Raw genomic sequence first — 26302 nt, forward strand, 5'->3', positions numbered from 1 at the left:
GTTGCAGTCGTTGGAGCTTGCGTTACCACTGGCGTTGCAGTCGTTGGAGCTTGCGTTACCACTGGTGTTGCAGTCGTTGGAGCTTGCGTTACCACTGGCGTTGCAGTCGTTGGAGCTTGCGTTACCACTGGTGTTGCAGTCGTTGGAGCTTGCGTTACCACTGGCGTTGCAGTCGTTGGAGCTTGCGTTACCACTGGCGTTGCAGTCGTTGGAGCTTGCGTTACCACTGGCTTTGCCGTTGTTTCATCAGGAGTTTTATTACCAATCACAATATTAAAATGACTGATTTGAGGTATATTACCACCTTTATTCAGTGGTGAGCGAAGTTTACTATCTCCACTGACAAAACCTGAGTAATTATACTCATAATAATCAGTTCCACCTTTTACTCTAATAGATGCCACAGTATGTGTTTTAGCTCTCCATTTCAAGTAACGGCCATCATCACTGATCCAATAGTCGATCTGACCATTGTAATCATGCCATTTTTCTTTTTCAACAGATTCACCTTTAATACCATGTTTGTCATTACCAGAGTAAAAAATTGGGTGAATACCATTTCCTGAAGATACACTTGTATCAGTTGTTCCATCAGAAAGGTTAATTCCCTGTCCTTGAGCAGCAAATACAACATTTGGACTAGCAGAAAACAGTAACAATAATGCAATGAATAATGCTAAAGTTCTCATTTCCATCGTGGTTGTGCGATTCATACGTAACTCCTTTGCTGTTATTAAATAAGTAATAAGTTTAAAAATGCTTTTAGTGAAACTCATTCTCAATGTATGATTAAACTTATAAACAATACTATCATAAAGAAATTGAAATATAAAGAACAATATACATACTAAATGTAAATATCTGAAATAATTTAATTGTCTTAAAACACGGTTTAATGTTTACCTAGAATAGCTACAATATAATTAAGCAGCTACTTGCTAATGTAAACTCTATTCCTTTATATTTAAAGTGATTTTTCCCTTACTTAAGTTTAATCACAATTTCTTTCTATATTTTGATAAGTAGAAGATGACCCATATTCTTATTTTTCAACCTAGATAGGTCGAAAAGAAATCCAATTCCTCTTTTTGAGATATGTTATGATAGCTCAATTTAAGTGAATACTTGCCTCTTTATTTTGTAATCATAATTTTGTAAATGAAGGATATGTACTTTATTCTATAGATGACGCCCTCATGGTCATTCTTACTAAAAGACCAACAAGTAGGTAGATTTAATTCGTGCACTCATTAAGTTCGCAGCGCTTAAGCTCGGCATACTGATGGGTGAAAAAGTAGGAATTAGTACCGCTATTCTTGTATTCTGAGTTGGTTCGATAATCTAGTTAAAATTTAATGTGACTATTATAAAAATACAAATTCACAAAAATAAAAACAGCCATTAGAATTTCTCTAACGGCTGCTTGATTAAGTTATTTCTTTTTAAATACCCATCCCAAAGAGATTAAGGCGGTACCTAGTGAATAAAACTGCCAAGGTGAACTTTCCCCAGTCTTAGGTAATGTTCCACTACCTAATGGAATCTCTAAGTCTAGAATTATTTCTGGTTCTTCTTCAGTTACGTTCGAATCATTTATTGGTAGATCAACTGCACCAAGTGCAATTTCTTCATCTTGAATAACAATCAGATCATCAGCTTCTGCTATGGTTACTGTCTCAGTCGCTGCCTCTGTAGTTGGTTCCTGAGTGGTCGCTGGAGCTTCTGTAGTCGGCGGCGTTGTTGTTGGTGCTTCTGTAGTAGTTTCAGTTGCTGTTGGTGCTTCCGTAGTAGTTTGTGTAGTTGTTGGTGCTTCCGTAGTAGTTTGTGTAGTTGTTGGTGCTTCAGTTGTTGTTTGTGTTGTTGTTTGTGTTGTTGTTGGTGCTTCCGTAGTAGTTTGTGTTGTTGTTGGTTCTTCAGTTGTTGTTTGTGTTGTTGTTGGTGCTTCAGTTGTTGTTTGTGTTGTTGTTGGTGCTTCAGTTGTTGTTTGTGTTGTTGTTGGTGCTTCTGTAGTAGTTTGTGTTGTTGTTGGTGCTTCTGTAGTAGTTTGTGTTGTTGTTGGTGCTTCCGTAGTAGTTTGTGTTGTTGTTGGTGCTTCAGTTGTAGTTTGTGTTGTTGTTGGTGCTTCAGTTGAAGTTTGTGTTGTTGGTGCTTCTGTAGTAGTTTCAGTTGTTGTTGGTGCTTCTGTAGTAGATTCAGTTGTTGGTGCTTCTGTAGTAGATTCAGTTGTTGGTGCTTCTGTAGTAGTTCCAGTTGTTGTTGGTGCTTCTGTAGTAGTTTCAGTTGTTGTTGGTGCTTCTGTAGTAGTTTGTGTTGTTGTTGGTATTTCTGTTGTCGTTTGAGTTGTTGTTGTTGTTTGTGGTATTTCATCACCAATCACAATGTTAAAATGACTGATCGCCGGTACTTTTCCACCATTGTTAAGTGGTGACCGAAGCTTAGAATCGCTGCTTACAATACCATCGTAGTTATATTCATAATAATTGTTTCCACCCTTTACTCTAACCGAAGCTACAGTATGTGTGATCGCTCTCCATTTTAAATAACTTCCATCAGAACTGATCTGATATTCAATTTGACCATTGTAATCATGCCAAACACTTTTTACAACAGAATCACCCTGAATACCGCCCCCGTCGTTACCGGAATAGAAAACTGGATAGATCCCCTCAGTTGAAGTCGGATCATCTGCTCCTCCTACAGCATAAACGGCATTGGGTATTGTTGAAAACAGTAGTAAAAATGCAACTATTAATGATAATGACCTTGTTTCCATCGTTTTTTTCCGTTTCATAATTTGCTCCTTTACTAAAAAGTATTATATGTGCAAAACTCTTAATTGATAGAGATAATCGTTATCGTTTAGGTTAATCATATGATATCATGAATCCGACAATAGTTAAAGAGGTTTATACTGAAAAACAACGAATATATCCCCTTTTATTTTATGGTTATCCATTGGACAATCTATGTGACACTTCTTCATTTACTATCACCACTTTCAATACCATGATTTGAATCGTGTTTTTATCGTCTTATCATTCCAAATAGAGCTGTAGAGATACATAATCTTAAAGTAAGAACTGAACACTCAAGATTATTGCCATCAAAAAAAACGGAACTGGCGTCCTAGAAAATTATGTTTTCTAGGACGCCAGTTCCGTTTTCATTTATTAATTTACTTACTAGCATCAAAATAACAAAAGACAGATCGTTACAACAGTAAAGTACATCAGATGAAGTCTATTCGTATAAGGAATACTCAGTCGTTCAAACCTTTTAACGCATCCCCTTGCTTTAAGGGCTGTTGGAAAACTAATGAACACCAAAAGCGTCTGCACGGGATAGATACCTAATAGAATGTACAACAATGTCAGTACGAATGCACCGAAAACCAAAACATCATAAAGCATTAGACTCTTTTTGGGACCAAGCAAGACGCTTAAGGTGCCCATTGCTAAACGCTTATCTCGTTTGAAATCTCTCATTTCGTTACTAATCATAAGTGCCGGTACAAAAAGAGAAACCGGCAATCCGATGACAACAGGATACAGACTGATTGTCTTCATAAAAGGGTAACTTGCCCCAATCAACATCAATGGTCCCATCAACACAAACGATAAAGGTACGCCAAGTCCCTTGGTCTTATAGACAAATGGTTCACCCGTATAGGCATAGGATCCTATTAGACCGACCAATCCGATGGCAAGCATCCACCAATCTGTGATATAAATCAGATACAGGCCGATCAGACCTGCAAGACCTAGAGCGGCAAGTCCAGATAAGAAGACAAGTAGATCAAAATAGGACCTTTCTTTTCCAAGAAACATGACTTTGGTTTTACTGTAGTCACGGTACTTGAATGAGCCTTCAAAATAATCATTTATGAGATTCGCACCGGCCTGAGAAGCGACTCCGGCTATCGTGATGATAATGACTAAAAACACATTGAAAAGTGGTGTTGAGGTATTGAACGATCCAGCCCTATAAGCGGAGATCATCCCAAAAGTTGTAGCGGCTAGAGCCAAAGTGAGTGAGAATACCCTCAGTGCGATAATATATTCTTTAATGTACCTGATCAGTGTAGTCATAAAGCCTCCTAAAAGTCGATGGTATCATTCTAGCATTAAGTCATATCAAGGTCTATAAAGATTGACAAATAATTTACAAGTCTGTTATGCTTGGTTATGACAAACTGTAAATCAAAGGTGGATATAATGAAAAAAATTATCGCAGTTCTATTATGTATTCTGATTCTTGCAGCTGGATGTGCCGCAACAACGACTGAAGAAAAAATGACTCTAAAGGTCGGCGTCATGCCTGCCGTCGATACATCCCCTATCTACTTGGCCAAAGACATGGGTTACTTTGACGAGTTAAATCTCGATGTTGAGATTGTGCTCTTCACAAATGCTCAAGATAGACAAAGTGCTCTGCAGACAGGTGTCATCGATGGTGCCATGACCGATCTTGTCGCACTGGCAACCAATCGTTCCGGCGGTTTCGACCTAAAAGCTACAACCTTGACAGATGGTATGTTTGTTATGCTCGCTCAAGAAGGAGCAACTGATAAAGCAGAACTTAAAGTCGGTCTTATGGAAATCAGTGTATCTAATTTTTTGGTCGACCACTGGCTGGCTGAAACCTATAAGCTCGAAAAAGTATATATCAATGCCATCCCTGCAAGACTAGAAGCAGTCGCTAGCGGCCAGCTCGATATGGGATTCTTTCCCGAACCACTTGGTAGCGTTGGCGAGATGAAAGGTCTTAAAAAACTTGTCTTTGAACCGGTTGGTGGCATCACTCCTGATATCATGGCATTTACACAAACAGCAATCGACGCGAAATCAGATGCCTTGAAAGCATTTCATCAGGCATACGACAAAGCGGTTGAAGCAATCAACAACGATGAGTCCTTAGCTCGAGAGACATTAGTCAAGAATATTCCAAACATCAGTGAAGAAGTCAAAGATATCATGACTCTTCCAACTTATCATAAAACCAGACTTCCAAGTGTTGACTACCTACAAGGAATTATCGATTGGACGAATGGAGTTGTTGAATCAGAGCTTAACGTAATTCCATCAGATATGATTGATACACAGTTTATTGATTAGGAGCTGCCAATGATTAAAACTCAAGAATTGACCGTGAATTACGGAGCAGGTAGAGGCATTTTTGAACTTTCCATTACCATACCTCGTGGCAAGGTTTATTCTTTAGTCGGTAAATCCGGGTGCGGAAAATCTACGTTACTTAAAGTCTTAGCCTCTCTTGTAGAGGCTGATTTTGGTTCTTTTCAGATTGGAGAGACAACAAAAACATCTACTGCCCTGGGGTTCATACAGCAGCAAGATGCCTTGTTTCCATGGCTAAACGTCAGGCAAAATATTGAACTTGGTCTTCATCGTCACCCTACTTCTACCGATCAGATCATCAACACAGCACTGCAATCTGTTGGAATGACAGGTTTTGAAACCGCTTACCCCAGTCAGCTGAGCGGTGGTCAAAAACAAAGGATATCCATCGCAAGAACACTGGCGACAATACCTGAGGTTCTTCTAATGGACGAGCCAACGGCATCCCTTGATGCAATCAATCAGGAAGAACTTCAGAACTTACTCATGGATCTTCATCTTGAGAAGCAGCGCTCTACCCTATTTGTCACACATAGCATGGAAGAAGCGGTCTTCTTGTCGGACTGTGTCATGATTATGAAAGACGGAAGAGTTGTCTCACAGCATCAAATCGACCTACCGATGACAAAGGATCGTAGAGACACAAGTGACTACTTTGAAAAAGTAAAAGAACTCAAACAGGTCTTTATTCGTGAGGTGGGCTATGAATAAACTAACCGGTCGAATCTACGCCATCCTCATGGTTCATCTATGTTGGTATGTCATGGCGATAGCACTTCCAAAGGGCTTAATCCCCCTACCTCATGTCGTCTGGCAGTATTTCATCCGTTTAATGCTCAGCGGCACCCTTTTACTTCATATGCTCTCAAGTTTACTAAGGCTTTCAGTTGCTATCGGACTAGCCCTGGCGATTGGCATCCCCATCGGACTTTTGAGTGGTATTAGCAAATGGTTCGATTACTTTGCTACACCTATCACCTACTTACTTTATCCACTCCCTAAAATAGCGTTTTTACCGGTGTTCATGCTCCTTTTTGGACTTGGTGACGGATCAAAAGTTATGCTCCTGTTTACAGTCTTGGTCTTTCAGCTGATCATCGCAACAAGAGACGGTGTTAAGCAACTTCCTGTCGAATATGTACATGTTGTTTCCATCATGAGGTTGTCATGGAGACAAAAAATTATGAAGCTCTATTTTCCTAGTACGCTTCCCCATATTTTGAACGCGTTAAAAATCAGTGTCGGAATCAGTATGGCTGTACTATTCTTTTGTGAGAACTACGCCACCACCTATGGACTTGGCTACTACATCATGAACAACTGGACCATGGTCAACTACCCAGGAATGTTTTCAGGAATCATCGCCATGGCCATCGTTGCCGCAGGTCTTATCACCTTGATCGACAAGCTGCACGATAAGCTTTGCAAATGGCATATACATCGTCACCAATTATAAAAAAGCGATATCGCCAAAGTAATTGAGTGATATCGCTTTTTTATATTAGTTGATAGAAGTAAAACATTCACATAAAGGTTGATGATCCGGTTCTGTTCGATGTGACGTAGTTGCCAGACAAGTTCAAGTATGCTCTTTTGCAAGATTGTCCTTGAAGTGCTAGACACTGAAATCAATGTCTTCATTTATTCAAGATAGAAAGTAACTTAATTGATCAACGAAATCATAAATTCAGAACCAAGTCGAATACCAAAGATGATCAAAATAACACCGCACACAATATTTATCGCCTTTAAGACTTTCACACTGAACGATTTTTTAAACAGGTTGACTACAACTGCCAAACCTGTAAACCACATAGTTGAAGCAAGCGCTACTCCCATGATAAATAACCCGGAAGCGCTTGGTTCGAGTATGGCCCTAAATCCACCTAAAAGAAGAGTGCCGTCAATCAAGGCTTGAGGGTTGAGCCAAGTAACCGCAAAACAAGTTGCGATAACTTTAAGTAAGGGTTGGTGATAATCTTGCCTGATTTCACTTCCAGGGGTAGTTCTAATAAGACTCACTCCTATCCAAATCACGGCTAAGCTTCCTATGACAGTAACAAGCACTTTTAATAAAGTGAAGTGCTCCATAACCTTTCCAATTCCCCAAAAGCATGCAAGTGCAAGGGTGACATCAAAAAAGATGATGATCATCGCTACTAATAAGGCACGGTTACGATCTCTTTCTATCGCGCTATTGATTAAGTACATGTTCTGCATTCCAATTGGTGCGACGTACGCAAGTCCCAATAACCATCCTTGTATCAAGAAATTCATTGTAAAGCCTCCAGTTGTTATCCGTTAGTTCCATCAAAAACTTTCTCCTCACTATTATAGTCGAAATACATTCAATTGATAAGCAATCATTGTAGGATCGTAAAAGTTTCTATTTTTGTGCAAACAGTGTAAGATGAATAATAAGAATCATTCGATCACAGTATCAATCTGATGTAAACTAAGGAGAGTAAGATGAAATATAGAATTAACCCTAAAAATGGAGACCATCTGTCCGTTCTCGGTTTCGGATGTATGCGGTTTTCAAAAAGTGAGAAAGACGTAGAAGAACAGATCATTCACGCTATTGAAAATGGAGTCAATTATTTTGATACAGCTTATATCTATCCTAACAGCGAAGTCATCCTCGGTAGGGTTTTGGCAAAGGGCTACCGCGAAAGGGTTAAAATTGCAACAAAGTTACCTCCCTATTTGGTAAAAAAGCATGAGGATTTTGATAAACTGTTTTATACAGAACTCGAAAGGCTTCAGACAACCTATATCGACTACTATCTCATGCACATGTTAACGGATTTGACCACTTGGGACCGCCTAGTAGACCTTGGGGTGCTCGACTGGATAGAATTGAAAAAGCAAAGTGGAGAAATTAGAAATATCGGATTTTCATATCATGGTGGGAAAAGCGAATTCATAAAACTGATCGACGCTTACCCATGGGAATTTTGCATGATACAGTACAATTACCTAGATGAAAATAATCAGGCCGGTAAGAGCGGGCTGAAGTACGCTTCTTCAAAAGGACTGCCGATGATGATCATGGAACCTTTAAGAGGTGGAAAACTAGTAAGCAATTTACCTAAAGAAGTCTATCAAACCTTTGACCGCGCATCTGTTAAAAGGTCACCTGCCGAATGGGCATTCAAATGGTTGTATAATCAACCCGAAGTTACCACTGTACTTTCTGGAATGAACTCAATGGAAATGTTACAAGAGAATATTCGGGTCGCATCAGAAACAGAGGTTAACGAATTTACAACCGATGAATCAGAGCTTTTCGGCAAAGTAAGAACCATTTTGAACCAAAAAATCCGAATCCCTTGTACCGGCTGTAACTACTGTATGCCATGTCCTGTCAATGTAGATATTCCCACTTGCCTCGCATGTTACAACGACATAGAAATCGAAGGAAAAATCGCCGCATCTACAAAATACATTATGCAGACAAGCTTGAAGAACAAGTCTCAAAACGCATCCCTATGCATCGACTGTGGAAAATGTGAGGAGCATTGCCCACAAGAGATCAAAATTAAAGATGAACTAAAAAAAGTCACAAAGGCCTTCGAAGGTTTTCATTATAAGCCTGTCAGAGCCCTTGCTAAGCGATTTATGAGGTTATAGGCAAACCGCGACAAGGAAGTCCAAACTCAAAAGAAACCCCCTGCGGACTCGGCGTATAAATCCATACGTGAGCGTACAGGGGGTTTTGCTTGATAAATAACTATGTTCGACAACTAAATTTATAGTAAGGCGTTAATCCTTCTTAGCCAAACCCTGACATGAAGGTTGAAAAGCTCTTCCTGTTCGATGTGAAGCGAGTGTCCGGCAGATTCGAGCGCCACATAGGTTAGACTTGAGTACAAATCCATTAACTTGACGGCATCTTTGTAACCGACGATAAAATCTTGCTTACCCACGAGAACAAGTGATGGAAAATAATATGGGCTGTCGACTTGATCGACATCCTCTTTAAAACCATATCCCCTGCTTTGGTAGTTCTCCCTAAAGATAGGGTCACCCATCTTGGTTCCAACGATGATTTCCCTATGGATGCGGTCATAGACGTTTTCTGTGAGCACCGAGTTAAACGACTCAAACTCCTCTCGGTCTTCCTCGTTTAGAGACTCCAAGAATTCAAGATCCTCCACTACGATCTTATGCTCTGGCAAAATCCTTTGTGCGTGTCTTGGATAGATCACCGGACAGAATAGAAGCATTCCTAAAATAGACTCAGGCATAAGCTTTGCTAGACCTCTAGCAAGGTATCCACCATAAGATAGACCTGCTACGACAAACTTTTCTTCAGGAATAAGCTCTTTAATCAGTTTTACAACTATTTCAAGCATATCATCCGCATTCTGAATTTTATCGGAACACTCCGACTCCCCCATTCCAGGAAGGTCAAAGTAAATTCTTTTGTAATCTCTGCCATCTAAAATAGGCTCAAGCGCCCCTTCCATCGACCGGTAGTCCAGCTCAAATCCATGAAGCATTACAAATGGGGTTCCAGTACCTTTGATGATGACGTTTATGTCTAGATCATTAATTTCAATAGTCATTCGCTTCTCCTCTTTACAGTATCAAAGTAGTATAACTCATTATATCAAAATATATGCACTATTCTGTATCATTTAAGACAAACATAACATAGAAATTTCAAATCGAACTGAACTTACTGCTTCGTCGCTCTTACATTTACTTATTTTTATCAAAACCTTTCATATGCCTCATGATCCTACTGGCAAATAGAACTCCGACAAAGCCCGAAATTGAATTCAGCATACCAGATACCAAAACCCAGTACCACGGAATTTCACTGAAACCCCCTCCTATCATCAACTTGGATAGCCCAAGAGCGGTCACCCCGGTATACGCAGAAAACAGGACACTCATTAAGATGTTTCTTTTATTCCTAAAAAAGGAAACAGGGTACTCGCGTAAAAAATGACAACCCCGCCGGCAATAAGAGTAGCTACACCTAAGCCGATAAGTGCAGTATCTCTAGCAGTAATTTTTGTGGATTTCATAATGATCATTCCTTTTTTGCATCGGTTGATTTTTGCTAAACAACACAATTAGTAGAGTACGCCTTGTCTGATTTTCTTTTCCATAATTTTTAAGAGAAGCCCTAGAATCATAAGCTTTAACTTTGGTGAGCGTATCTCATAAAAGAAGTCCTCTTCGATCCAACCACGCTGATTCCAATAGTCAAAATCAACAGAATTCTTCTCTTTTGAGATCATGGCTCTTTTTCTCCAAAAGTTGAATCTCACCAGCTGCTTAAAGCTAGGCGCTTGTTCTTTGCCTTCTAGTATCGATTTTTTAAATACTTGCGACATGGACTCAATATCCTTATCAACACGGAGCTTATACTTTGCGTCGTTTTTCATCTTTCCAACCTTTATATGCAAAGCACCTTCCACCCTAGCACCCATACTGGATGCGATAACAGCCATATAATCGGTCACTTTTTTAGCCATACCGATATCTGTGGTTGCAACCAAGAGAGTTGGAATACCGATTAAACTGGGTCTGTGCAGCACATAATTAGTTCTATCGATAAACTGCTTCAGTTGACCGGTAACCATCCTTGAGTACACCGGACTTGCGAAAATCAGACCGTCCGCCCCTTTTAACTGCTCCATAATTCCAAACACATCATCTTTAAAGGGACAAGCTGTTTCGTGTTTCAAAGTACATGCTTTGCATCCGATGCAACCATGGATAGTATGGTCATAAAGGAATATGGTATCAAATTCAAACTCTTTACTACCTAGTTTTTCTTGTATAGCAGATACGATTTTCATCGTATTACCTTTTTTTCTGCCACTCCCTGAAACAATCACTATCTTTTTCATGATTTCTCCTCTACAGAACCCATGGTCAACCGAATCAGCCCCACGGCATCACTAATGAACTTATCCATTGCTGCATCATCCAACTTGTCGATATGCGTCAAAATCCAGCGGTTTGTGGTCAACACTAATCCTAAATGAACTTGAAAAAGGTAATCTTGAGGCAAATCACACCGAATCTCACCACTCTGAATTCCTAGTTCAAAAATTCTTCTGAATTCGTTTTGCACCTTATCCATCGTAAGCAGCTCCACATCACTTCCGTCATGGCTCACAGCGTAATCAAAAAAACGATTGAGAAATCTACCGATCTCCTTGTTTTTTCTAGATAACATCACTCGACTACGAACCAACTGCTCCACTCTCATCCAAAAATTGATCGGTTCTTCATCTTCCTTATGAATTAGCTCGTCAAACACAAAATCTACAACCGTCAAATATAAATCCTCTTTATTTTCAAAGTAATAGTACAGATGCCCTGCACTAAGTCCAGCTTGCTTACTGATTTGATTGATAGATGATCCTGTAAACCCCTTAGAAGCGAATTCAGTCAAAGCCGTATATAGAATATTATCTTTTTTTTCTTTGTCTAATTTTATAAATCTGCTGTTTGCCATAAAAGCCTCCGTTTTGAATACCTATTCAAACTATACATTCAAAATAATTCATTGTCAATCTATCAGTTTTTTACTACATATAAACACATATTAACAGCATCAAACTTAACAAAACTTACTGATTTCGTCGAGAATAAAGTGTTGACTTCTCTTTTTCTCAGTGCTATAGTTTTTTCATTAACTAAATATGCATTGCCTCATCAGCTTAACCGATGAGGTAGAGGCGCGATGTTTATGAGTATTTATTTTTAGGCCGGAAGCCTGTGATGAATAAAGAAAGGAACCATCGCCGAAGCGCAATCTTCCAAGGATTGCAGCTGGGTCTGTATCGAATAGGTGCAGGACTGTCGTTAAGCAAGCAGCCACTTGTTTAACGTTGAGCTATCTCCAATTTGGGATAAGATGACTGGTGATGTGAAGTGTTTTTTTGAATGTTGACACCTGACTCTACTCGTCAGGTGTTTTTTTGCGTTCAAAAATCTATAACTGTTGAAAACTTAAAGGAGTTTTATTATGGAATTCGGTTGGATCTCAATTATTCCCCCACTACTTGCCATTCTTTTGGCACTATTAACGCAGGAAGTCCTGCTATCGCTATTTATCGCAGTCTTTGTCGGTGCATGCATCATTACAGGCAATCCCATCCATGGTTTTATGGATACCCTCAATACCCATCTGATCGGTGCCTTGACTGATCAGTGGAACATGTCCATTCTTGTATTCTGCCTGACAATCGGAGGGCTGATCGGCATCATCGATAAAAATGGCGGTACTAAAGGCATCGCTTCTCTTATTATCAAAAAGTCAAAAAACACCAAGTCTACCTTGTTCTCCACATGGTTGTTAGGTATGCTGATCTTCTTTGACGATTATGCGAACTCCCTGATTGTCGGTAACACCATGAGACCGATTACAGATAGACAAGGGATCTCTAGAGAGAAGTTGGCGTATATTGTCGATTCTACGGCAGCGCCAATCTCATCCATGGCTTTGGTATCCACATGGATAGGCATGGAAATCGGTTTAATTCAAACCGGTTTAAACGACCTTGGTTTAAACCTAAGTTCGTACAGTATTTTTCTACAGTCTATTCCATTTAGATTCTACAGCGTCCTCGCATTAATTTTTGTCTTGATTATCATTTTTACCGGCAAGGATTACGGTCCTATGCGAAAAGCGGAGTTTAATGCAAAAGTCCAGACCTACGATCATTCTTCTAGTGAAAAGATTATAGAATCAACGCATTGGTACAACGCCATCGTACCGATTGCATCTGTTGTACTTGTCACCTTTATCGGTTTAATCTACAATGGCGGTGGGTTTTCAGGTAGCACCATTAGAGAAGCCTTCTCAAGTGCTGATGCAAGCGTAGTGCTTCTGTGGGCATCCTTCGCGGGTATCATCGTTGCAGCACTTATGTCTGTCATTCAAAAGACCTTGGATATCAAAGGCGTCGCTGAAGCATTTGTCGAAGGTGTCAAATCGATGACTGTACCAGCAATGATTCTTGCTCTTGCTTGGTCTCTTGGAAGCATCAATAGCGAACTTGGCACGGCTACATTCATGGTAAATACCATTGGTAAGTCTGTACCGGCGTTTCTGATTCCTACCATCATGTTCCTGATTCCTGCAGTAGTCGCTTTTTCGACAGGTACGTCGTGGGGCACCAACTCCATTGTCATGCCAATCGCCATTCCTCTGGCCTATATGGCCGGCGGTGAAGCCATGCTGATACCAACCATCGGAGCCGTTTTAACGGGCGCTGTGCTAGGTGACCATATTTCACCTATATCAGATACAACAATCATGTCATCTATGGCATCAGGGTGTGATCATATCTCTCATGTGAAGACTCAAATTCCATATGCCTTAACCGTGGCCTTGGTTGCCATTTTCTTCGGATTTATACCAGCAGGTCTTGGTCTCAACCCATTTGTATCCTTAGCACTATCCATCACAGCACTCATTTTTATCGTGAAAAAAATCGGACAAACAACACAACATGCTAGTGTTCGGCCTAAGACGGATCAGAAAGCGTCATAACGGTCCATAGCGACCTTCTATTTGAAGCAAATATGCAATTTGACGATAGGATGCAGCACGCAAAAAATACCAGTCAAAGAGGATAAAACCTTTGGCTGGTATTAAACGTTTCATCTTACAGACGTATTACCTTTTTTTGTACACAATTCTGATTATATCATTTGAGACAAAACTCATATAAAGTTCTAGATTCGACTTTCTGTTATTGCTCCTTACACAGGTTTTCAATCTTGCTTATTGCTCTCATGTACCTTCTGCGGCAAGTTGGATATGATTTTATTGTCGATATTCTTTTCAAAACCTATCATATGCCTTCTTACCTTACTGGCAAATAAAACTCCGATAAAGCCGAAAATAGAGTTGAGCGCACCGGACACTAACACCCAGTACCATGGAATTTCACTGAAAACCCCTCCTATCATCAACTTTGATAACCCAAGAGCTGTCACCCCAGTGTACGCCGAAAACAGGAGACTCATTAAGATGTTTCTTTTATTCCTATTTTTAAAAGGCTGTGCTGTGATATAACTAAGTATGGTGGTCAATAAAATTGCTGCAAACATGTAAATATTGATTGGAAGCATAATCAAACTAAACGTCAGTCCAAAATAGATCAGCGCATGACGTGAGGCAACTTTGCTTATGATGATATAAACCACCATGGACATGTATGGCGACATAAGCGTGTACTTGACACCATAAAAAGGAAACAGGGTACTCGCGTAAAAAATGACAAACCCGCCGGCAATCAGAGTAGCAACGCCCAAACCGATAAATGCAGTATCTCTTGCTGTAATTTTTGAAGGTTTCATGCTGTTCATTCCTTTATCTGCATGATTTCCCTTTATACGCAGACCCAAATGTATCTACTAAAAGTATGTTTCATGCTTTTACTAACTTTGCAATAATCAATCAGTTCATACCCTTCGTCCACGATCAAGTCTCCAAGATCACTTGAAGAAATCAGAATCAGCTTGTCAGAAATCCTTTTCGCATTTCTGATAATATGCAAATGGGTTTCTGAATGAATGATCGTCCGGTTTCCGTATGGTAAATCTACGATTGACACGTCATAGTGTTCAGCAATATCTTTGATGTCTCCTGTTTCAACACGAATGGAATAATCGAAGTGGCCTAGATTCTTTCTGGCATTTTCAGCAATCTTATCGTTGATCTCACATCCAACGATATCATATCCTGCTATAGCTCCTTCTAAAAGAACTGTACCGACACCACAACATGGGTCAATTATTTTTTTACCAAAATCTCCATTAGCTGCGATGTTGACAAGCGCTTTCGCAGTGGTTATGCCAATCGAACTTGAATAGGAATAAGGCTTGTCGATATGCCTTCTCCAAGTATTGTCATTGGACGAAAAGATCCCAAAATACCAACTGCCACCATACAGTGTTATGCCAAATATCATATCAGGCGACTTGAAGGAAACTTCACCGGTAATCGCACAACCGATCAGTTTACAAATTTCCTTATGTTCTGTTCTGTTTCGCTCCTCACTGGTCAAATCCATGTACCTGACTAAAAAGCAATCCGATTTCAACTTATCCTGCTCAATTAAACGTACGATTTCATCAAGAGAAGCAGCTGAATACATCAATTTAAGTCGATTTCTCATAAAAGGACTTATCGAACAATCAAGGCCGCGATCAGAAAAGAACACCTTACTATCTACTTCTCTAGCAAATAAAGCCCTCATTTCAAGCAGACAGAGTTCCTTTTCATGCATTTGGTAATTCATATGGTACATATAGCGTTGTTTTTCCATGCTCTCTACCTTTCCAAAGCGTCAGAGTGCTCCTTGAAGTCCCTGTCTACGAATGAGCGTATAGCTTATGATGACATATTCTAAGACTTCTTTCAAGGTAATCATGCATGTGAAAAAGTTGGGAATTTGAACGATTCCGTAGGTTCGATTCCCTTATGTCTAATGAGTAAAGTCTGATCTTCTACCGAAAGGATACTCTCCTCTAGTTGCAACTTGCACTTGCTAGGTTTGAAGTGGAATTCCACTGTTTCAGCATTTTTCACACAAATCAGCTCTAGGATTTCCTGCATCTCCTGCACTTCTTCACTGATCACATCATACAAATGCAGTGTCTCATCCTCTTCATCCATTATTAAAAGGCTATGCTTCTTTTCTATATAGTAAAGTTTTTCCGCGAACCACTGATGACAGTAAAACATAATCAGATGAGAATCCTCTTCGGTGCCGATCGCTTCAGATTGAGCGGTTCTATTCTTAGTCATTTCCACCATCAAGCTCAAATCCGCCTCATTCTGCAAGTCAAGTTTTCTAATCCCGTTAATTCCTTTAAATGCTGGAAGTACCGCTTGGAACCGATGTTCCTTGAATTCCTTCATTTCAAATTGCTTATACAGGTTTAGCGCGCTGTCATTTCCGAACAGGTAGATGAAATCCACTTCATTCTCCCACTCCTTGACTATTGTGTCCAATAACCGGTATGACAGTCCTTGTTTTCTGAATTTGGGAGCAGTCATCACTGTTCCTATCTGTATCGCATTATAGTATTTGCCATCCCATCTAAGCCTCATTCTATTAATAGACGCGTTGGCGATCACTTGACCTTCGAATACGAATGAATAGCAAATATAGCGGTCATTCCAAAAGCCCTTCTTGTACCAGTGTTCAAAATCTATACCGAATGTTTCTGTAGCGAGTCTGTTGAAACTGCTTCTTAACGCATCGTTGTTCTTATAATCCTTAACCAGTTCTACCATATTCATTAAATTCTTTGTAAATTGCATAAATGTCCTCACTTACTATCAAAAATACACCTATCTCTTTATCCTTTGCATTGATTGTCAGGAAGTATTGGGCTAATTTCATCATGGACCTTCACATTTGACCCATTACTTGTTAAACTGTTTAAGTTAATCACTGAAGAACCAATAGACATTCATCACTTAAGGAGTAGCATATGTTCCGTTTATGGGGAAAAATCGTAAAGAAGAATAATATTATTGCAGACCACACCTTTGAGCTGTGCGCAGAAAACTTAAGCTCAAAAGAAAGACTTAATCGTGGTATAGAAGCTCTATGCTATCATTTTGATATTCAAAATCCCATGTGGTTGAGCGACAATACAAGAGACATCGCCCTTATCGGTAAGACTAGCTTCAAAGAACATCATTACACCGAAGAGATTTATTTTGATTACTTCGAAATTGAGATCATTGAAGATCACGAGTAAGCACATTCAAATGCAATTTGAATCATGCTATCAACCACTATTTTTACAAGTCTACTTCCTTATCATTGACTACTATTTTTTTGGCTTTGATCTTAAAGATCTTAATTTGCATGAGTATCTCTTCTTCATGCTTTGTCCTAATAACCAATTCTTCCAACTGTTGAAGCTCTGCTAAGGATCGTGGGAGCCGTTTAAGTGATTCTTCAATAACATATAAATAGTTCAGCTCTTTTAACTTCCCTATATCGTCAGGTAAGGACGTAAGTTCGTTTCCTCCCAGATACAATTCTCTCAACTTTGATAATTTTGCGATTTCAGAAGGAATCTCTTTCAGTTGATTGTGAATCAGTGACAGCATTTCTAAATTTCCTAACTCAAAAAGTTCATCCGCTATCGATTTTAACGGCATGCCATAAAATCCGATTCTTGAGACGTTTCCATCCAAAAGCGTATAACCACATTCGTTCCACTGAAGATTTTTTAACCTCTCTAAATGAATGTCATAATGATTCAGTAAGCTATTTAACATACTCTCACCTCTTTTTCACGTACTACTTCAAGTCGGAAGTAATAAAATCAAAATCCCCTCGTCTGACCGCGCCATGGTGGATCTACGCCTTCGTTGAACTCATCGATACCTGGTCCTTCAAGTGTCTTTAAACGCCATATTCCATAGATATAACTGATGATAAGTACAGTGAGTATTGCTGGTCCGCCAAGTAAGGTGTTCATCCAAAAAAGCCCCCATATGTCACCCTTGATGTACAAAGTGCTTAAAATCATCAACCTTATCATAAAGTAAAGTCCCCAAAGAACACTTACTTCGCGGTATGCAGGTTTAATATCATCTCTCCAAAACCATTCAAGCCGCCACCCGCGTGTCAAATGGCTTACAAAAGCTGCGATGGGTTTTCCGATAATCAGACTGATGATCGTCAGTAGGAATCCAAAACCGCTAGAAAGCAACTTAGGAATGAAATAATTGGCTGCGCTTTGAGTCGCATAAACAAGTACAGAGGTAAACAACAGACCTATCATTCCACCAAAGGCATACCGCCAATCTTGCTTTTTCATTAAGCGGACGATTCCCAGTAAAACTGCGAACAGGAGCCCGGTAATTAAGGCCATGTTCAGTGTAGCCAATCGATTGACAATGACAAACACCAAAGGTGGCAACATGGCATCCAGGGTATTACCAGTTACGATACTTAAAATCTCTTCCTTTAATTCTGTAATAAGCTTATTCATACGTCACCTCTAACTATCCTTTAGAAACATAATACCCAGTTAACCGGCCTTTAGGACAGAAGATTACCTGTATTCGTCAATAGGTCAATCGAGCACACTCATGAACTTGTGATTAGTAGGTGAGGAAATTGCATAATTACATTCAAAAAGAAGATTACACTATATTTAGTAGAGTAGTATCTTTAGCATATCAATATCAATATCAATTATGCAATATCCCTTGTGACCTATTATGAAAATTTCTCAGGTGCATAATCAATGAAAAACAAGTAAAATGAAATTAGCAAAGCCTTATCATTCACCGCATCTTTTCACCTTTACGAAGAGGTCTACCTTGAAGAAATCGAAAAAATCACTCTAAAAGGCGAAGGCATCATCCCTGATTACATTAGCACACCCGTCAAGGCGGTGGAGTAATCTCATCTTTTGATCATCAGATCATATGTTTCTTATTCTAGACATCATGTATTCGTCCGCATATTGTCCATTTCTTATCGCCGCCTTCTTTTTCAGCCCCTCAGTTTCAAACCCTAACTTTGTATAAAGCTTAACCGCCCTCTCATTATCTGAAAACACAGTCAGTTCCACTCTTACAAGCATTAACCAGTTATCGGCTACATCCAGTAGTGTTTCCATCAATGCTTGTCCTATTCCTATTCCCTGATACTCCTTATGTACCATAATGCCGATACTGCCAGAATGCCTTAACCTTGGGTTATCCATCACATTCAGTCCAGCAGTACCGACGATGATATCCTGTCCTTCAACAGCCATGACCGCAACAAACATATGCGTGTTTGCACCCATGTTCAGTATGAAATCCTCATTTCTCTTACTCCGTTCTGAAGGTATCCCCAAGATATTTTCAAAAACTCCGGGCATTCTTCTCAATTCGTTGATACCAGACCCATCTCCCGGTTTAACCGGTCTTATTTTATAAGTTTTCATATCCATCACTCCTTGTAAAGATTGTTTTAAAGTTAATCCTATTTTACTGGATTTCAACGTAAAATGATAATATATTTACAATAAACGGTATCGATCAAATCGTTGATAAGCTACATTACCGTATCTTTATATAGTATAGTGAATCGGTAAGTCGAATGTAGAAAAAAACAAGTATAGGTATACTATACTGCGTTATAGGCAATAAAAATACCACTTTCAAAGTGGTATTAAGAGAGCTATCAATGCTTATAGGATAAAATCTGCTCATCGGATTTAATAAATTGATTGATGCAGTTAAGCTCTTTGAATGTGGATTTATTGAACTTCAAATCGTGATTGATCTGTTCAAGTTGCTTTCTGGATAAATGGCTGCGTTCAATATTGGATACCCCTAATTCAACTTCCACTTCCAACCTTCTTTCTTTCAAGTTAATGAGTTCATGAATCACTTTGTTCTTCATACAATTCACCTCCTCATTCAATTTATACCCTGAATAAAATAAGGCATAACAGATACCTTAAATGCTTTATGGCTGCACTTGCTTTTTTACCATAATTGCTTCTTTACTCTTACCTGTTCTTTGACCATGTGAATAACCAACCACACTAAAATGCTTGGATAACTCATGAGCCATCTGCACATAGTCATCATTTTTTGCTCTTAGGCAACTCGATAGATGAACTACTTCGACATCATTTTCAATTAATCTTTTCACCTTGTGTTCAAAATCTCCGCCCGTATGCATAAAACCTACCAACTCCACATGTTCATCATAGCATTCAAATGCATCTTTTCTTTGATGGAATGCATTTAAACAACCTTTTCCAGTACATTTATCTGCAGTACTCTCATTAATTATTATCGCGATTTTCATAAAGCCTCCTTAAAATGATCAGTATATAGCATAACCTATATTATCAATTTGTGCTGTAACATCTGTTACATTAGGCTATTTAACAGCGTGAAATCAAAAAAACTGTTGATCAAACTATTTACTTATAATTACTTTACTAATTGAAATCTTTGGGTATCAATAAATATCTAGCCTAAATTATAGCATTCCAGCAGTGCATTATGTTACCTTTTGGTGTTATACTTAAGTAATAGATAATTGATCATAGGAGGCATGCATGAACTCACTAATACTTAAAGTAGTACAAGCGAAAACTGACTTTAAAAGCTTTTACGAAAAAAAAATTCAACTTATTGAATACAACAAAGCCACTGATTCAATCGAGAACCTCCTTGCGCTTCTTTTATCTGCTGCAAAACTTAAAGAGTATGCGGTTTTCAGTCAGCTGCTTGATTACACTGAAAGCTTTCCAGAAGTTGAATCTAATCAATATTATAACTTTTACTACTGTGAAGCCTTAGGTGCGTTCTATGACTCCACTAATAATTTTGAGAGTGCCATCCAACACTATGATCAAGCCTACAAATATGCCCGAAATCTTGAAGATCCATTTCTTATCTTAAGCTCAAGGCGTACGCTTGCTGCGACTTACTATCATAATAGAGATTTAGAAATGGCACTTTACTATTCGCAGTTGGCCGTCCAATCTCTGGATGATAGCACTGACATTTTGGAATCGATAAAAGTGTACATGGTCTATGGCGTCATCCTAACAGTAAAATCAGAACTTGAAACCGCGCTTAAAATCAATCTTAAAGCACTTGCTCTCTATGAGCAAGTCGACAATTATAAAAACCAACTCAATTATGGCGTTTTAGTCCTCAATACTTTCGAGGTTTATTTCAAATTGGGCAATCTTAAAATGGCCAACGAACTTCTTGAAATCGGACTGCACACGATGTACGATAACCACTATGATTACTTTCTTGATGATTTGCTAAAAACAATAGCAGATTTTTATGAGTGCCAAGGTCAACTTAACTATGCGGTCAAATACTTAAAGGACTATATTGCTGTCAACGAACGAATCAACTCCCCCCGACCTCAAATAAATGAGCACCCCATGCAACAAGAAAAAATAAGACTGCTTGAATCAAAAAATGAGTTACTTAGCAAACGCGTGACTGAGCTTTTTCATGAAATCGAATCGGAAAAATCAAATGGAGAACTGAGCTCCTTAATACAGAATTTAGAAGACGCACTTGAACATGGCGAGATCACAGCCTTTTATCAAGGTAAATGGTCCGTTGAACACAGGCGTATAACAGGAGCTGAAGCGCTTATCAGATGGGTGAAAGACTCAAGTGTGATTCCACCAGGAGTCTTTATTGAAAAAGTTGAAGAGTATCCTATCATCATCGAATTATCCAACAAAGTCCTAAAAGAGTCGATTTCATTCTGTAAGGAAATAACGACAGCCTACGATCCCGAGTTCACGATTAGTGTGAACATTACGCCCTACCAGCTTATCAATCAGCCGCTCGCGAATACGATTGAGCACTTTTTAAAAGAAGAAGGATTGGATGCAAGTCACCTTGAAATAGAAATTACAGAACGTAGTTTTTACAATCAAAATCCTAAAATCATCATGGAACTATACCAAATAAAAGAGCTTGGCGTTCATATCTCCCTCGATGACTTCGGTGTAGGCTACTCGGCTATTTCATGTCTAATCGGAATGCCTGTCGACTCAGTGAAACTCGATAGGATACTCATCAATAATCTTGGTGAGAACATAAAATCTCAAAAGTTAGTGGCCGGCATCATTGATGTCGTTCATAAATTGGATTTAAAAGTAATTGCTGAAGGTGTTGAAACACAAAAGCAAAAAGATTGGTTAATCGAGGAAGCTTGTGATGTACTGCAAGGGTACTATTTTTCAAAGCCTGTAGATCGTAAAAAGTTCATCGATGAGTTAATGGCTCAAGAATGATGGCTATCTTCCCTCAGAAATCAACTTTGTAAGATAGCTAAGCGATGGATTCATATTACCTGTTTTCCATGCGGCCACAATATCGTTTTGCCGATGTTCAGCCTTAACGTCAAGCTCTAAAAAAGTCAAGTTGGGCCCCGCATAATCTTTCAAACTGCTTGGTAAAAGTGCGACCCCCATATGTGCTTCCACTAACACAAGCACTGTCTGAACTAAATTAGGCGTGTTCACGATCTTTGGAGAGAAGCCATTATCAGTGCATATTTGCAGCGTTTTATCAAACCCCTGCGGAGATTCATGACGATTTTGAATAATAAACGATTCTTTTGCAAGTGCTTTTAGGGGAATGGTCTTATTCACCCACTCCTTTGCCAGCTTACTATCTGATGCTAAAACTGCACACAGAATTTCAGTGCATATATGATGTGTTTCAATTTTAGTCTGATTATGCAATTCTTCCAGGGATTCAGAAATGCCAAAAGAAAAAGTAATGACAAGATCCAGCGCATCTTCATTAAGCGCCTTAGTAAGCTCACCTTGATGATATCTATTTACCTCTAGTGTCACATCGGGATACTTCGTGTGAAACTGATTTAGGATTTTAGGTAGCCATGTACGATCCCCATAACCGATATAGCCGATACGAAGATGTCCTTTATAACCCAAATGGGCCTTCATAGTGATTTCCTGCACCTCATCAAGCCGTTTAAGAAGCCCTATCGCCTCGCAGTAAAGTACATTTCCTGCTGGGGTGAGTTTAACCGATCTCCTATTTCTATTAAAAAGAGGAATACCGAGTTTTTTCTCCAGTTCTGAGATTTGCTGACTGACTGCAGACTGTGCCACATACAGGCTCTTCGCCGCTTCAGTAAAACTCAACTTCTCCGCGACTGCAACAAAGTACTTCAATTGTCTTATGTCCATCTTCCCCTCCTATTTCGATTGATCCGGTAGCTAAGTAGCTTCAATTATTAATGATATCCTATCACTTCTTATCTTTCACGACAATACTTATAAGTAAAACTGATAACAGAGATTCATAACCGCTATTTTACTCCTTGTCCTTAAAACTGTACAATAGAATTATAAAAAATTGTAAGGGTTAAAATAATTCAAGAAGCGCACTTGCGCTTTTTTATCAAAACCCAGGAAAACGTTCTCACCCACTACGACAAGGAGGCGTCCCTTGACTAAAGTCAAAATTCTGCATGAATACTGTAAAAGCTGCGGGCTCTGCATCGACATCTGCCCCAAAAAAATCCTGAAGATCGGCGATACAGCCAACAAAAAAGGCTACTTTACTGCCGTTTGTACAGACCAAAACCAGTGCATCAGCTGTGCTCTCTGTGCCACAATGTGCCCAGACGTGGCCATCGAAGTGTACAGAGAAAAGCGCTAGGAGGAAACCATGGCTCTTGAAAGAATTCTATTAAAAGGTAACGAGATTATCGGTGAGGCTGCCATACGTGCAGGCTGTAAACTATTCTTCGGTTACCCCATCACTCCATCTACAGAAGTTGTTGAATACTTATCAGCACAGTTTCCAAAACGTGGCGGCGACCTTGTTCAAGCCGAAGATGAAATCGGCGCGATCTACATGTGCTATGGTGCCGCATGCACAGGTAACCGTGTAATGACGGCATCTTCAAGCCCTGGTGTCAGCCTAAAGCAAGAAGGTATCTCTTATGCTGCCGCGGTTGAACTACCTATGGTAATCGTAAATGTCAACAGATGCGGTCCTGGTCTTGGCGGTCTTGGTCCGGCTCAATCAGACTATTTCCAATCGACTCGTGGCGGCGGTCATGGCGACTACCGTACCATCGTACTTGCGCCATCTAAAGCTCAAGAGCTTTACGACTTTACAATGGACGCATTCGATCTTGCAGACAAACACCGTAACCCGGTTATTCTTCATACAGACGGTTTCCTTGGGCAGACTATGGAACCGGTATGGCTTAAAGAGCGTCCTGAAATGCCTCAAGTGGATAGAAGCTGGGTCGTTGATGGTGCTAAGGGTCGCGAAAAACGCGTACTCGCAAGCTACTCGCTCACTAATGAAATTGGTGAAGCCAACAACCTTAGATGGGAAGCTAAATATAAGCACATAGAAGAAACAGAACAGCGCTGGGAAGAGTTCCACACAGAAGATGCTGAATACCTGCTAGTAAGCTACGGTACAACAGGTCGTATTTGTAAGAGCACAGTACTTAATGCTAGAAAACGCGGCATTAAACTTGGTCTTATCCGTCCAATCACGCTTTGGCCATTCCCTAAAAAGGCGTTTGAACCACTAATAGATAACGTTAAAGGAATGCTTACTGTCGAACTTAACACAGGTCAAATGATTGAAGACGTTAAGCTAGCGACTGAGTGCAAGAAGCCAGTTCACCTATTCCGTCGTCAAGGTGGTATGCTACCGACAGAACACGAAATTCTTGAAAACTTAATCTCTACTTTTAACTTAACGAACGAGGAGGCCTAAGCATGAGCAAAGAAATGCAAAAAATCTTTGGCCGTAGCGCGGGCCTGACAGACGTGCCATTTTCCTTCTGTCCAGGTTGTACACATGGTACAATCATGCGCCTTATAGCCGAGGTACTTGAAGAACTTGAAATCATAGATAACACCATCGGTATTTCACCAGTAGGATGCGCCGGTTTTAGCCAGGACTTCTTCACCAACGACTTTATCGGTGCAGCCCATGGTCGTGCCCAAGCTGTCGGTATTGGTGTAAAGCGTTCACTGCCAGATCGTATGGTGTTCACGTATCAAGGTGATGGAGACATTGCTGCAATCGGTACGCAACATGCAATTCACGCTGCTGCGCGTGGTGAAAACATCACATCCATCATGGTCAATAACGCAATCTTTGGTATGACAGGCGGCCAAATGGCACCAACTACCTTAGAAGGCATGAAAACATCTACAAGTCCTTATGGTAAGAACACAGTTACAGACGGTTTCCCTATCGATATGCCAAAACTGCTTTCTAACCTTCCAGGTGCTGTATATGTAGCGGCGGTTTCTGTCGATTCTCCAAAAGAAATTGTTAAAGCGAAAAAAGCCATCAAAAAAGCATTTCAAGTGCAAATTGCCGGTCTTGGCTTCTCACTAGTCAGTGTTCTTTCTACTTGCCCGACAAACTGGGGCCTCTCACCTGTAGATAGCTTGCAGTGGTTAAGAGACAACATGATGCCTGTCTATGAGATGGGTGAATTAAAAGTCACTGAGGAGGTAGCTAAGCTATGATGGATAAAATAGTAATCGCCGGATTCGGTGGACAAGGAGTTATGTTCCTTGGTAAAGTACTGGCTTACACTGGTATGGATTCAGATTTAGAGCTTTGCTGGATTCCTTCTTATGGTCCAGAAATGCGCGGTGGTACAGCAAACTGTTCAGTAATCCTTTCTGACGAAGAGATTCATTCACCAGTAATCGATCAGGCAGACGCAGCAATTGTAATGAACATGCCTGCCTACGAAAAATTCGCACCTAAAGTACGTCCTGGTGGCGTGCTGATCGTAAACTCGTCATTAGCGGATATCGGCGAGCACCGTGACGACATCACAGTGGTAAAAGTACCTGCAACCGATCTTGCAAACGAATTAGGTAGCCCAAGCATCGGCAACATGATTTGCCTTGGAGCATTACTACCTCACCTGTCGCTTGTTGATTCCAACAAGATCGAAAAGGTTATCACAAAGCTTACAGGAAAACGTCCTGAAATGCTTCAAGTGAACTTGGCGGCAATTGAAAAAGGTATGTCACTATAAATAATTAAGCACCCGGTGTAGTTGATTTTCACCGGGTGCTTTTTTTTATTTGAAATTGCTACATCAGTCGTTTAGCATTTTCTGTGAGTTTATCTATCGCCCTTGCAGTAATCTTTAATTCCTCTTCAGTTAATCCATCAAACAGATGTACAAGCATTTTTTGATCATCAAGGGATCTTTCTTTCCAGTATGCCGATTTCAATTCAGATGTTCTAACTCTCGTGACCCTTTTATCATTCTCATCCGTATACAGTTCAACAAACTCCTTTTTCTCAAGTTGTCCTAAGAGTACTTTTACATTTTGATGAGAAGTCGCTAGTTCATTCGCAATTTCCTTTATTGTAGGCGAATGATCAAACGCATTGTCGACAACAATCAGAAGCATTAATTGCTTTAACGTTAGTTCTTTCGAACCAGTTTGCCTGTTAAAAAGCACTTCCCACATTCTAGTAACTAAAAAAGACTTTGCGAAAATCTCACGAATGGAATTAATCATATTCTAATATTCTCCTTATTGACTTTCCTGTAATTAGGTAATATACTACCAATATAAAAAGGTAACTTACTACCTATATCTTACACGCAATTATTCCC

At 39.7% G+C, this 26302-nt stretch carries 27 protein-coding genes, 1 pseudogene and 1 riboswitch; of the genes and pseudogenes, 11 read left to right on the forward strand and 17 right to left on the reverse strand.

Annotation, left to right across the window (positions count from 1 at the left end; genetic code table 11):
* The 3 genes and pseudogenes from DWB64_RS11010 to DWB64_RS11020 form a co-directional block, all read right to left on the reverse strand.
* Window positions 1-713 (reverse strand): annotated as a pseudogene (locus tag DWB64_RS11010) (hypothetical protein); the annotation flags it as partial.
* Between the two features lie 719 nt (window positions 714-1432).
* Window positions 1433-2791: an LPXTG cell wall anchor domain-containing protein gene (locus tag DWB64_RS11015; protein ID WP_129488296.1), complete on the reverse strand. Its 1359-nt coding sequence runs from the start codon at window positions 2789-2791 to the stop codon at window positions 1433-1435.
* 397 nt (window positions 2792-3188) lie between these two features.
* Window positions 3189-4088: a prenyltransferase gene (locus DWB64_RS11020; protein ID WP_129488297.1), complete on the reverse strand. Its 900-nt coding sequence runs from the start codon at window positions 4086-4088 to the stop codon at window positions 3189-3191.
* 126 nt (window positions 4089-4214) lie between these two features.
* On the opposite strand from DWB64_RS11020, the gene DWB64_RS11025 reads away from it, so the two are divergent.
* From DWB64_RS11025 to DWB64_RS11035, 3 genes are read left to right on the forward strand one after another with little or no spacing between them, the layout of a single operon-like run.
* Window positions 4215-5114: an ABC transporter substrate-binding protein gene (locus DWB64_RS11025; RefSeq protein WP_164980369.1), complete on the forward strand. Its 900-nt coding sequence runs from the start codon at window positions 4215-4217 to the stop codon at window positions 5112-5114.
* A gap of 9 nt (window positions 5115-5123) precedes the next feature.
* Window positions 5124-5846, forward strand: coding sequence for an ABC transporter ATP-binding protein (locus DWB64_RS11030; RefSeq protein WP_129488299.1), 723 nt, complete (start codon window positions 5124-5126; stop codon window positions 5844-5846).
* Window positions 5839-6591 (forward strand): ABC transporter permease, encoded by a 753-nt coding sequence (locus tag DWB64_RS11035; protein ID WP_129488300.1) that lies wholly within the window; start codon window positions 5839-5841, stop codon window positions 6589-6591. The genes DWB64_RS11030 and DWB64_RS11035 overlap by 8 nt, the downstream gene beginning before the upstream one ends.
* A gap of 206 nt (window positions 6592-6797) precedes the next feature.
* Here DWB64_RS11035 and DWB64_RS11040 read toward each other — a convergent pair whose 3' ends face one another.
* Complete coding sequence (locus DWB64_RS11040; protein WP_129488301.1) at window positions 6798-7412, reverse strand: LysE/ArgO family amino acid transporter; 615 nt, start codon at window positions 7410-7412, stop codon at window positions 6798-6800.
* Between the two features lie 192 nt (window positions 7413-7604).
* Between DWB64_RS11040 and DWB64_RS11045 the strand changes: the two genes are divergently transcribed.
* The gene (locus DWB64_RS11045; RefSeq protein ID WP_129488302.1) at window positions 7605-8768 is read left to right on the forward strand and encodes an aldo/keto reductase; all 1164 of its coding nucleotides are present in this window, start codon (window positions 7605-7607) and stop codon (window positions 8766-8768) included.
* Window positions 8769-8887: 119 nt separating this feature from the next.
* Here the strand turns inward: DWB64_RS11045 and DWB64_RS11050 are convergent, their stop codons facing one another.
* The 3 genes from DWB64_RS11050 to DWB64_RS11060 form a co-directional block, all read right to left on the reverse strand.
* Window positions 8888-9706 (reverse strand): alpha/beta fold hydrolase, encoded by an 819-nt coding sequence (locus tag DWB64_RS11050; RefSeq protein WP_129488303.1) that lies wholly within the window; start codon window positions 9704-9706, stop codon window positions 8888-8890.
* 516 nt (window positions 9707-10222) lie between these two features.
* Entirely contained in the window at window positions 10223-11005 is a 783-nt protein-coding gene (locus DWB64_RS11055) for a flavodoxin family protein (RefSeq protein WP_129488304.1), read from the reverse strand.
* Entirely contained in the window at window positions 11002-11619 is a 618-nt protein-coding gene (locus DWB64_RS11060) for a TetR/AcrR family transcriptional regulator (RefSeq protein ID WP_129488305.1), read from the reverse strand. The genes DWB64_RS11055 and DWB64_RS11060 overlap by 4 nt, the downstream gene beginning before the upstream one ends.
* Window positions 11620-11829: 210 nt before the next feature.
* A riboswitch (Lysine riboswitch) is annotated at window positions 11830-12011 on the forward strand.
* Window positions 12012-12132: 121 nt separating this feature from the next.
* Between DWB64_RS11060 and DWB64_RS11065 the strand changes: the two genes are divergently transcribed.
* Window positions 12133-13662 (forward strand): Na+/H+ antiporter NhaC family protein, encoded by a 1530-nt coding sequence (locus DWB64_RS11065; protein WP_129488306.1) that lies wholly within the window; start codon window positions 12133-12135, stop codon window positions 13660-13662.
* 224 nt (window positions 13663-13886) lie between these two features.
* On the opposite strand, the gene DWB64_RS11070 is transcribed toward DWB64_RS11065, so the two are convergent.
* From DWB64_RS11070 to DWB64_RS11080, 3 genes are all read right to left on the reverse strand, one after another.
* Window positions 13887-14474 (reverse strand): hypothetical protein, encoded by a 588-nt coding sequence (locus tag DWB64_RS11070; protein ID WP_129488307.1) that lies wholly within the window; start codon window positions 14472-14474, stop codon window positions 13887-13889.
* A 32-nt stretch (window positions 14475-14506) separates the two neighbouring features.
* A complete protein-coding gene (locus DWB64_RS11075) occupies window positions 14507-15445 on the reverse strand; it encodes a TRM11 family methyltransferase (RefSeq protein WP_129488308.1) in 939 nt (312 codons plus the stop codon).
* A 101-nt stretch (window positions 15446-15546) separates the two neighbouring features.
* Window positions 15547-16446: a GNAT family N-acetyltransferase gene (locus DWB64_RS11080; RefSeq protein WP_129488309.1), complete on the reverse strand. Its 900-nt coding sequence runs from the start codon at window positions 16444-16446 to the stop codon at window positions 15547-15549.
* A gap of 173 nt (window positions 16447-16619) precedes the next feature.
* On the opposite strand from DWB64_RS11080, the gene DWB64_RS11085 reads away from it, so the two are divergent.
* A complete protein-coding gene (locus DWB64_RS11085; RefSeq protein ID WP_129488310.1) occupies window positions 16620-16892 on the forward strand; it encodes a hypothetical protein in 273 nt (90 codons plus the stop codon).
* Between the two features lie 43 nt (window positions 16893-16935).
* Here the strand turns inward: DWB64_RS11085 and DWB64_RS11090 are convergent, their stop codons facing one another.
* The 5 genes from DWB64_RS11090 to DWB64_RS11110 all read right to left on the reverse strand — a co-directional run bounded on the left by DWB64_RS11090 (window position 16936) and on the right by DWB64_RS11110 (window position 19963).
* On the reverse strand, window positions 16936-17421 hold the full coding sequence (locus DWB64_RS11090) for a leucine-rich repeat domain-containing protein (RefSeq protein WP_129488311.1): 486 nt from the start codon (window positions 17419-17421) through the stop codon (window positions 16936-16938).
* 47 nt (window positions 17422-17468) lie between these two features.
* Entirely contained in the window at window positions 17469-18140 is a 672-nt protein-coding gene (locus DWB64_RS11095; RefSeq protein WP_129488312.1) for a DUF3159 domain-containing protein, read from the reverse strand.
* A 438-nt stretch (window positions 18141-18578) separates the two neighbouring features.
* Window positions 18579-19088: a GNAT family N-acetyltransferase gene (locus DWB64_RS11100; protein ID WP_129488313.1), complete on the reverse strand. Its 510-nt coding sequence runs from the start codon at window positions 19086-19088 to the stop codon at window positions 18579-18581.
* 239 nt (window positions 19089-19327) lie between these two features.
* Window positions 19328-19549, reverse strand: a complete 222-nt coding sequence (locus DWB64_RS11105) for a hypothetical protein (protein WP_129488314.1) — start codon at window positions 19547-19549, stop codon at window positions 19328-19330.
* A gap of 66 nt (window positions 19550-19615) precedes the next feature.
* Window positions 19616-19963: a CGGC domain-containing protein gene (locus tag DWB64_RS11110; protein WP_129488315.1), complete on the reverse strand. Its 348-nt coding sequence runs from the start codon at window positions 19961-19963 to the stop codon at window positions 19616-19618.
* A gap of 256 nt (window positions 19964-20219) precedes the next feature.
* On the opposite strand from DWB64_RS11110, the gene DWB64_RS11115 reads away from it, so the two are divergent.
* Window positions 20220-21935, forward strand: coding sequence for an EAL domain-containing protein (locus DWB64_RS11115; RefSeq protein WP_129488316.1), 1716 nt, complete (start codon window positions 20220-20222; stop codon window positions 21933-21935).
* A gap of 3 nt (window positions 21936-21938) precedes the next feature.
* Here the strand turns inward: DWB64_RS11115 and DWB64_RS11120 are convergent, their stop codons facing one another.
* Entirely contained in the window at window positions 21939-22859 is a 921-nt protein-coding gene (locus tag DWB64_RS11120; RefSeq protein WP_129488317.1) for a LysR family transcriptional regulator, read from the reverse strand.
* A gap of 262 nt (window positions 22860-23121) precedes the next feature.
* Between DWB64_RS11120 and DWB64_RS11125 the strand changes: the two genes are divergently transcribed.
* The 4 genes from DWB64_RS11125 to DWB64_RS11140 are packed head-to-tail and all read left to right on the forward strand — an operon-like array spanning window position 23122 to window position 25708.
* Complete coding sequence (locus tag DWB64_RS11125) at window positions 23122-23334, forward strand: ferredoxin family protein (protein ID WP_129488318.1); 213 nt, start codon at window positions 23122-23124, stop codon at window positions 23332-23334.
* Between the two features lie 9 nt (window positions 23335-23343).
* Entirely contained in the window at window positions 23344-24417 is a 1074-nt protein-coding gene (vorB, locus tag DWB64_RS11130; protein ID WP_129488319.1) for a 3-methyl-2-oxobutanoate dehydrogenase subunit VorB, read from the forward strand.
* A 14-nt stretch (window positions 24418-24431) separates the two neighbouring features.
* Window positions 24432-25184 carry a thiamine pyrophosphate-dependent enzyme gene (locus tag DWB64_RS11135; RefSeq protein ID WP_129488516.1) on the forward strand — a complete coding sequence of 251 codons (753 nt, stop codon included), beginning with the start codon at window positions 24432-24434 and terminating at the stop codon, window positions 25182-25184.
* Complete coding sequence (locus DWB64_RS11140) at window positions 25181-25708, forward strand: 2-oxoacid:acceptor oxidoreductase family protein (RefSeq protein WP_129488320.1); 528 nt, start codon at window positions 25181-25183, stop codon at window positions 25706-25708. The genes DWB64_RS11135 and DWB64_RS11140 overlap by 4 nt, the downstream gene beginning before the upstream one ends.
* A gap of 58 nt (window positions 25709-25766) precedes the next feature.
* On the opposite strand, the gene DWB64_RS11145 is transcribed toward DWB64_RS11140, so the two are convergent.
* On the reverse strand, window positions 25767-26204 hold the full coding sequence (locus DWB64_RS11145; protein WP_129488321.1) for a MarR family winged helix-turn-helix transcriptional regulator: 438 nt from the start codon (window positions 26202-26204) through the stop codon (window positions 25767-25769).
* Window positions 26205-26302 lie beyond the last annotated feature (98 nt).

It is taken from the genome of Fusibacter sp. A1 (genome assembly GCF_004125825.1).
Taxonomy (GTDB): Bacteria; Bacillota; Clostridia; order Peptostreptococcales; family Acidaminobacteraceae; genus QQWI01.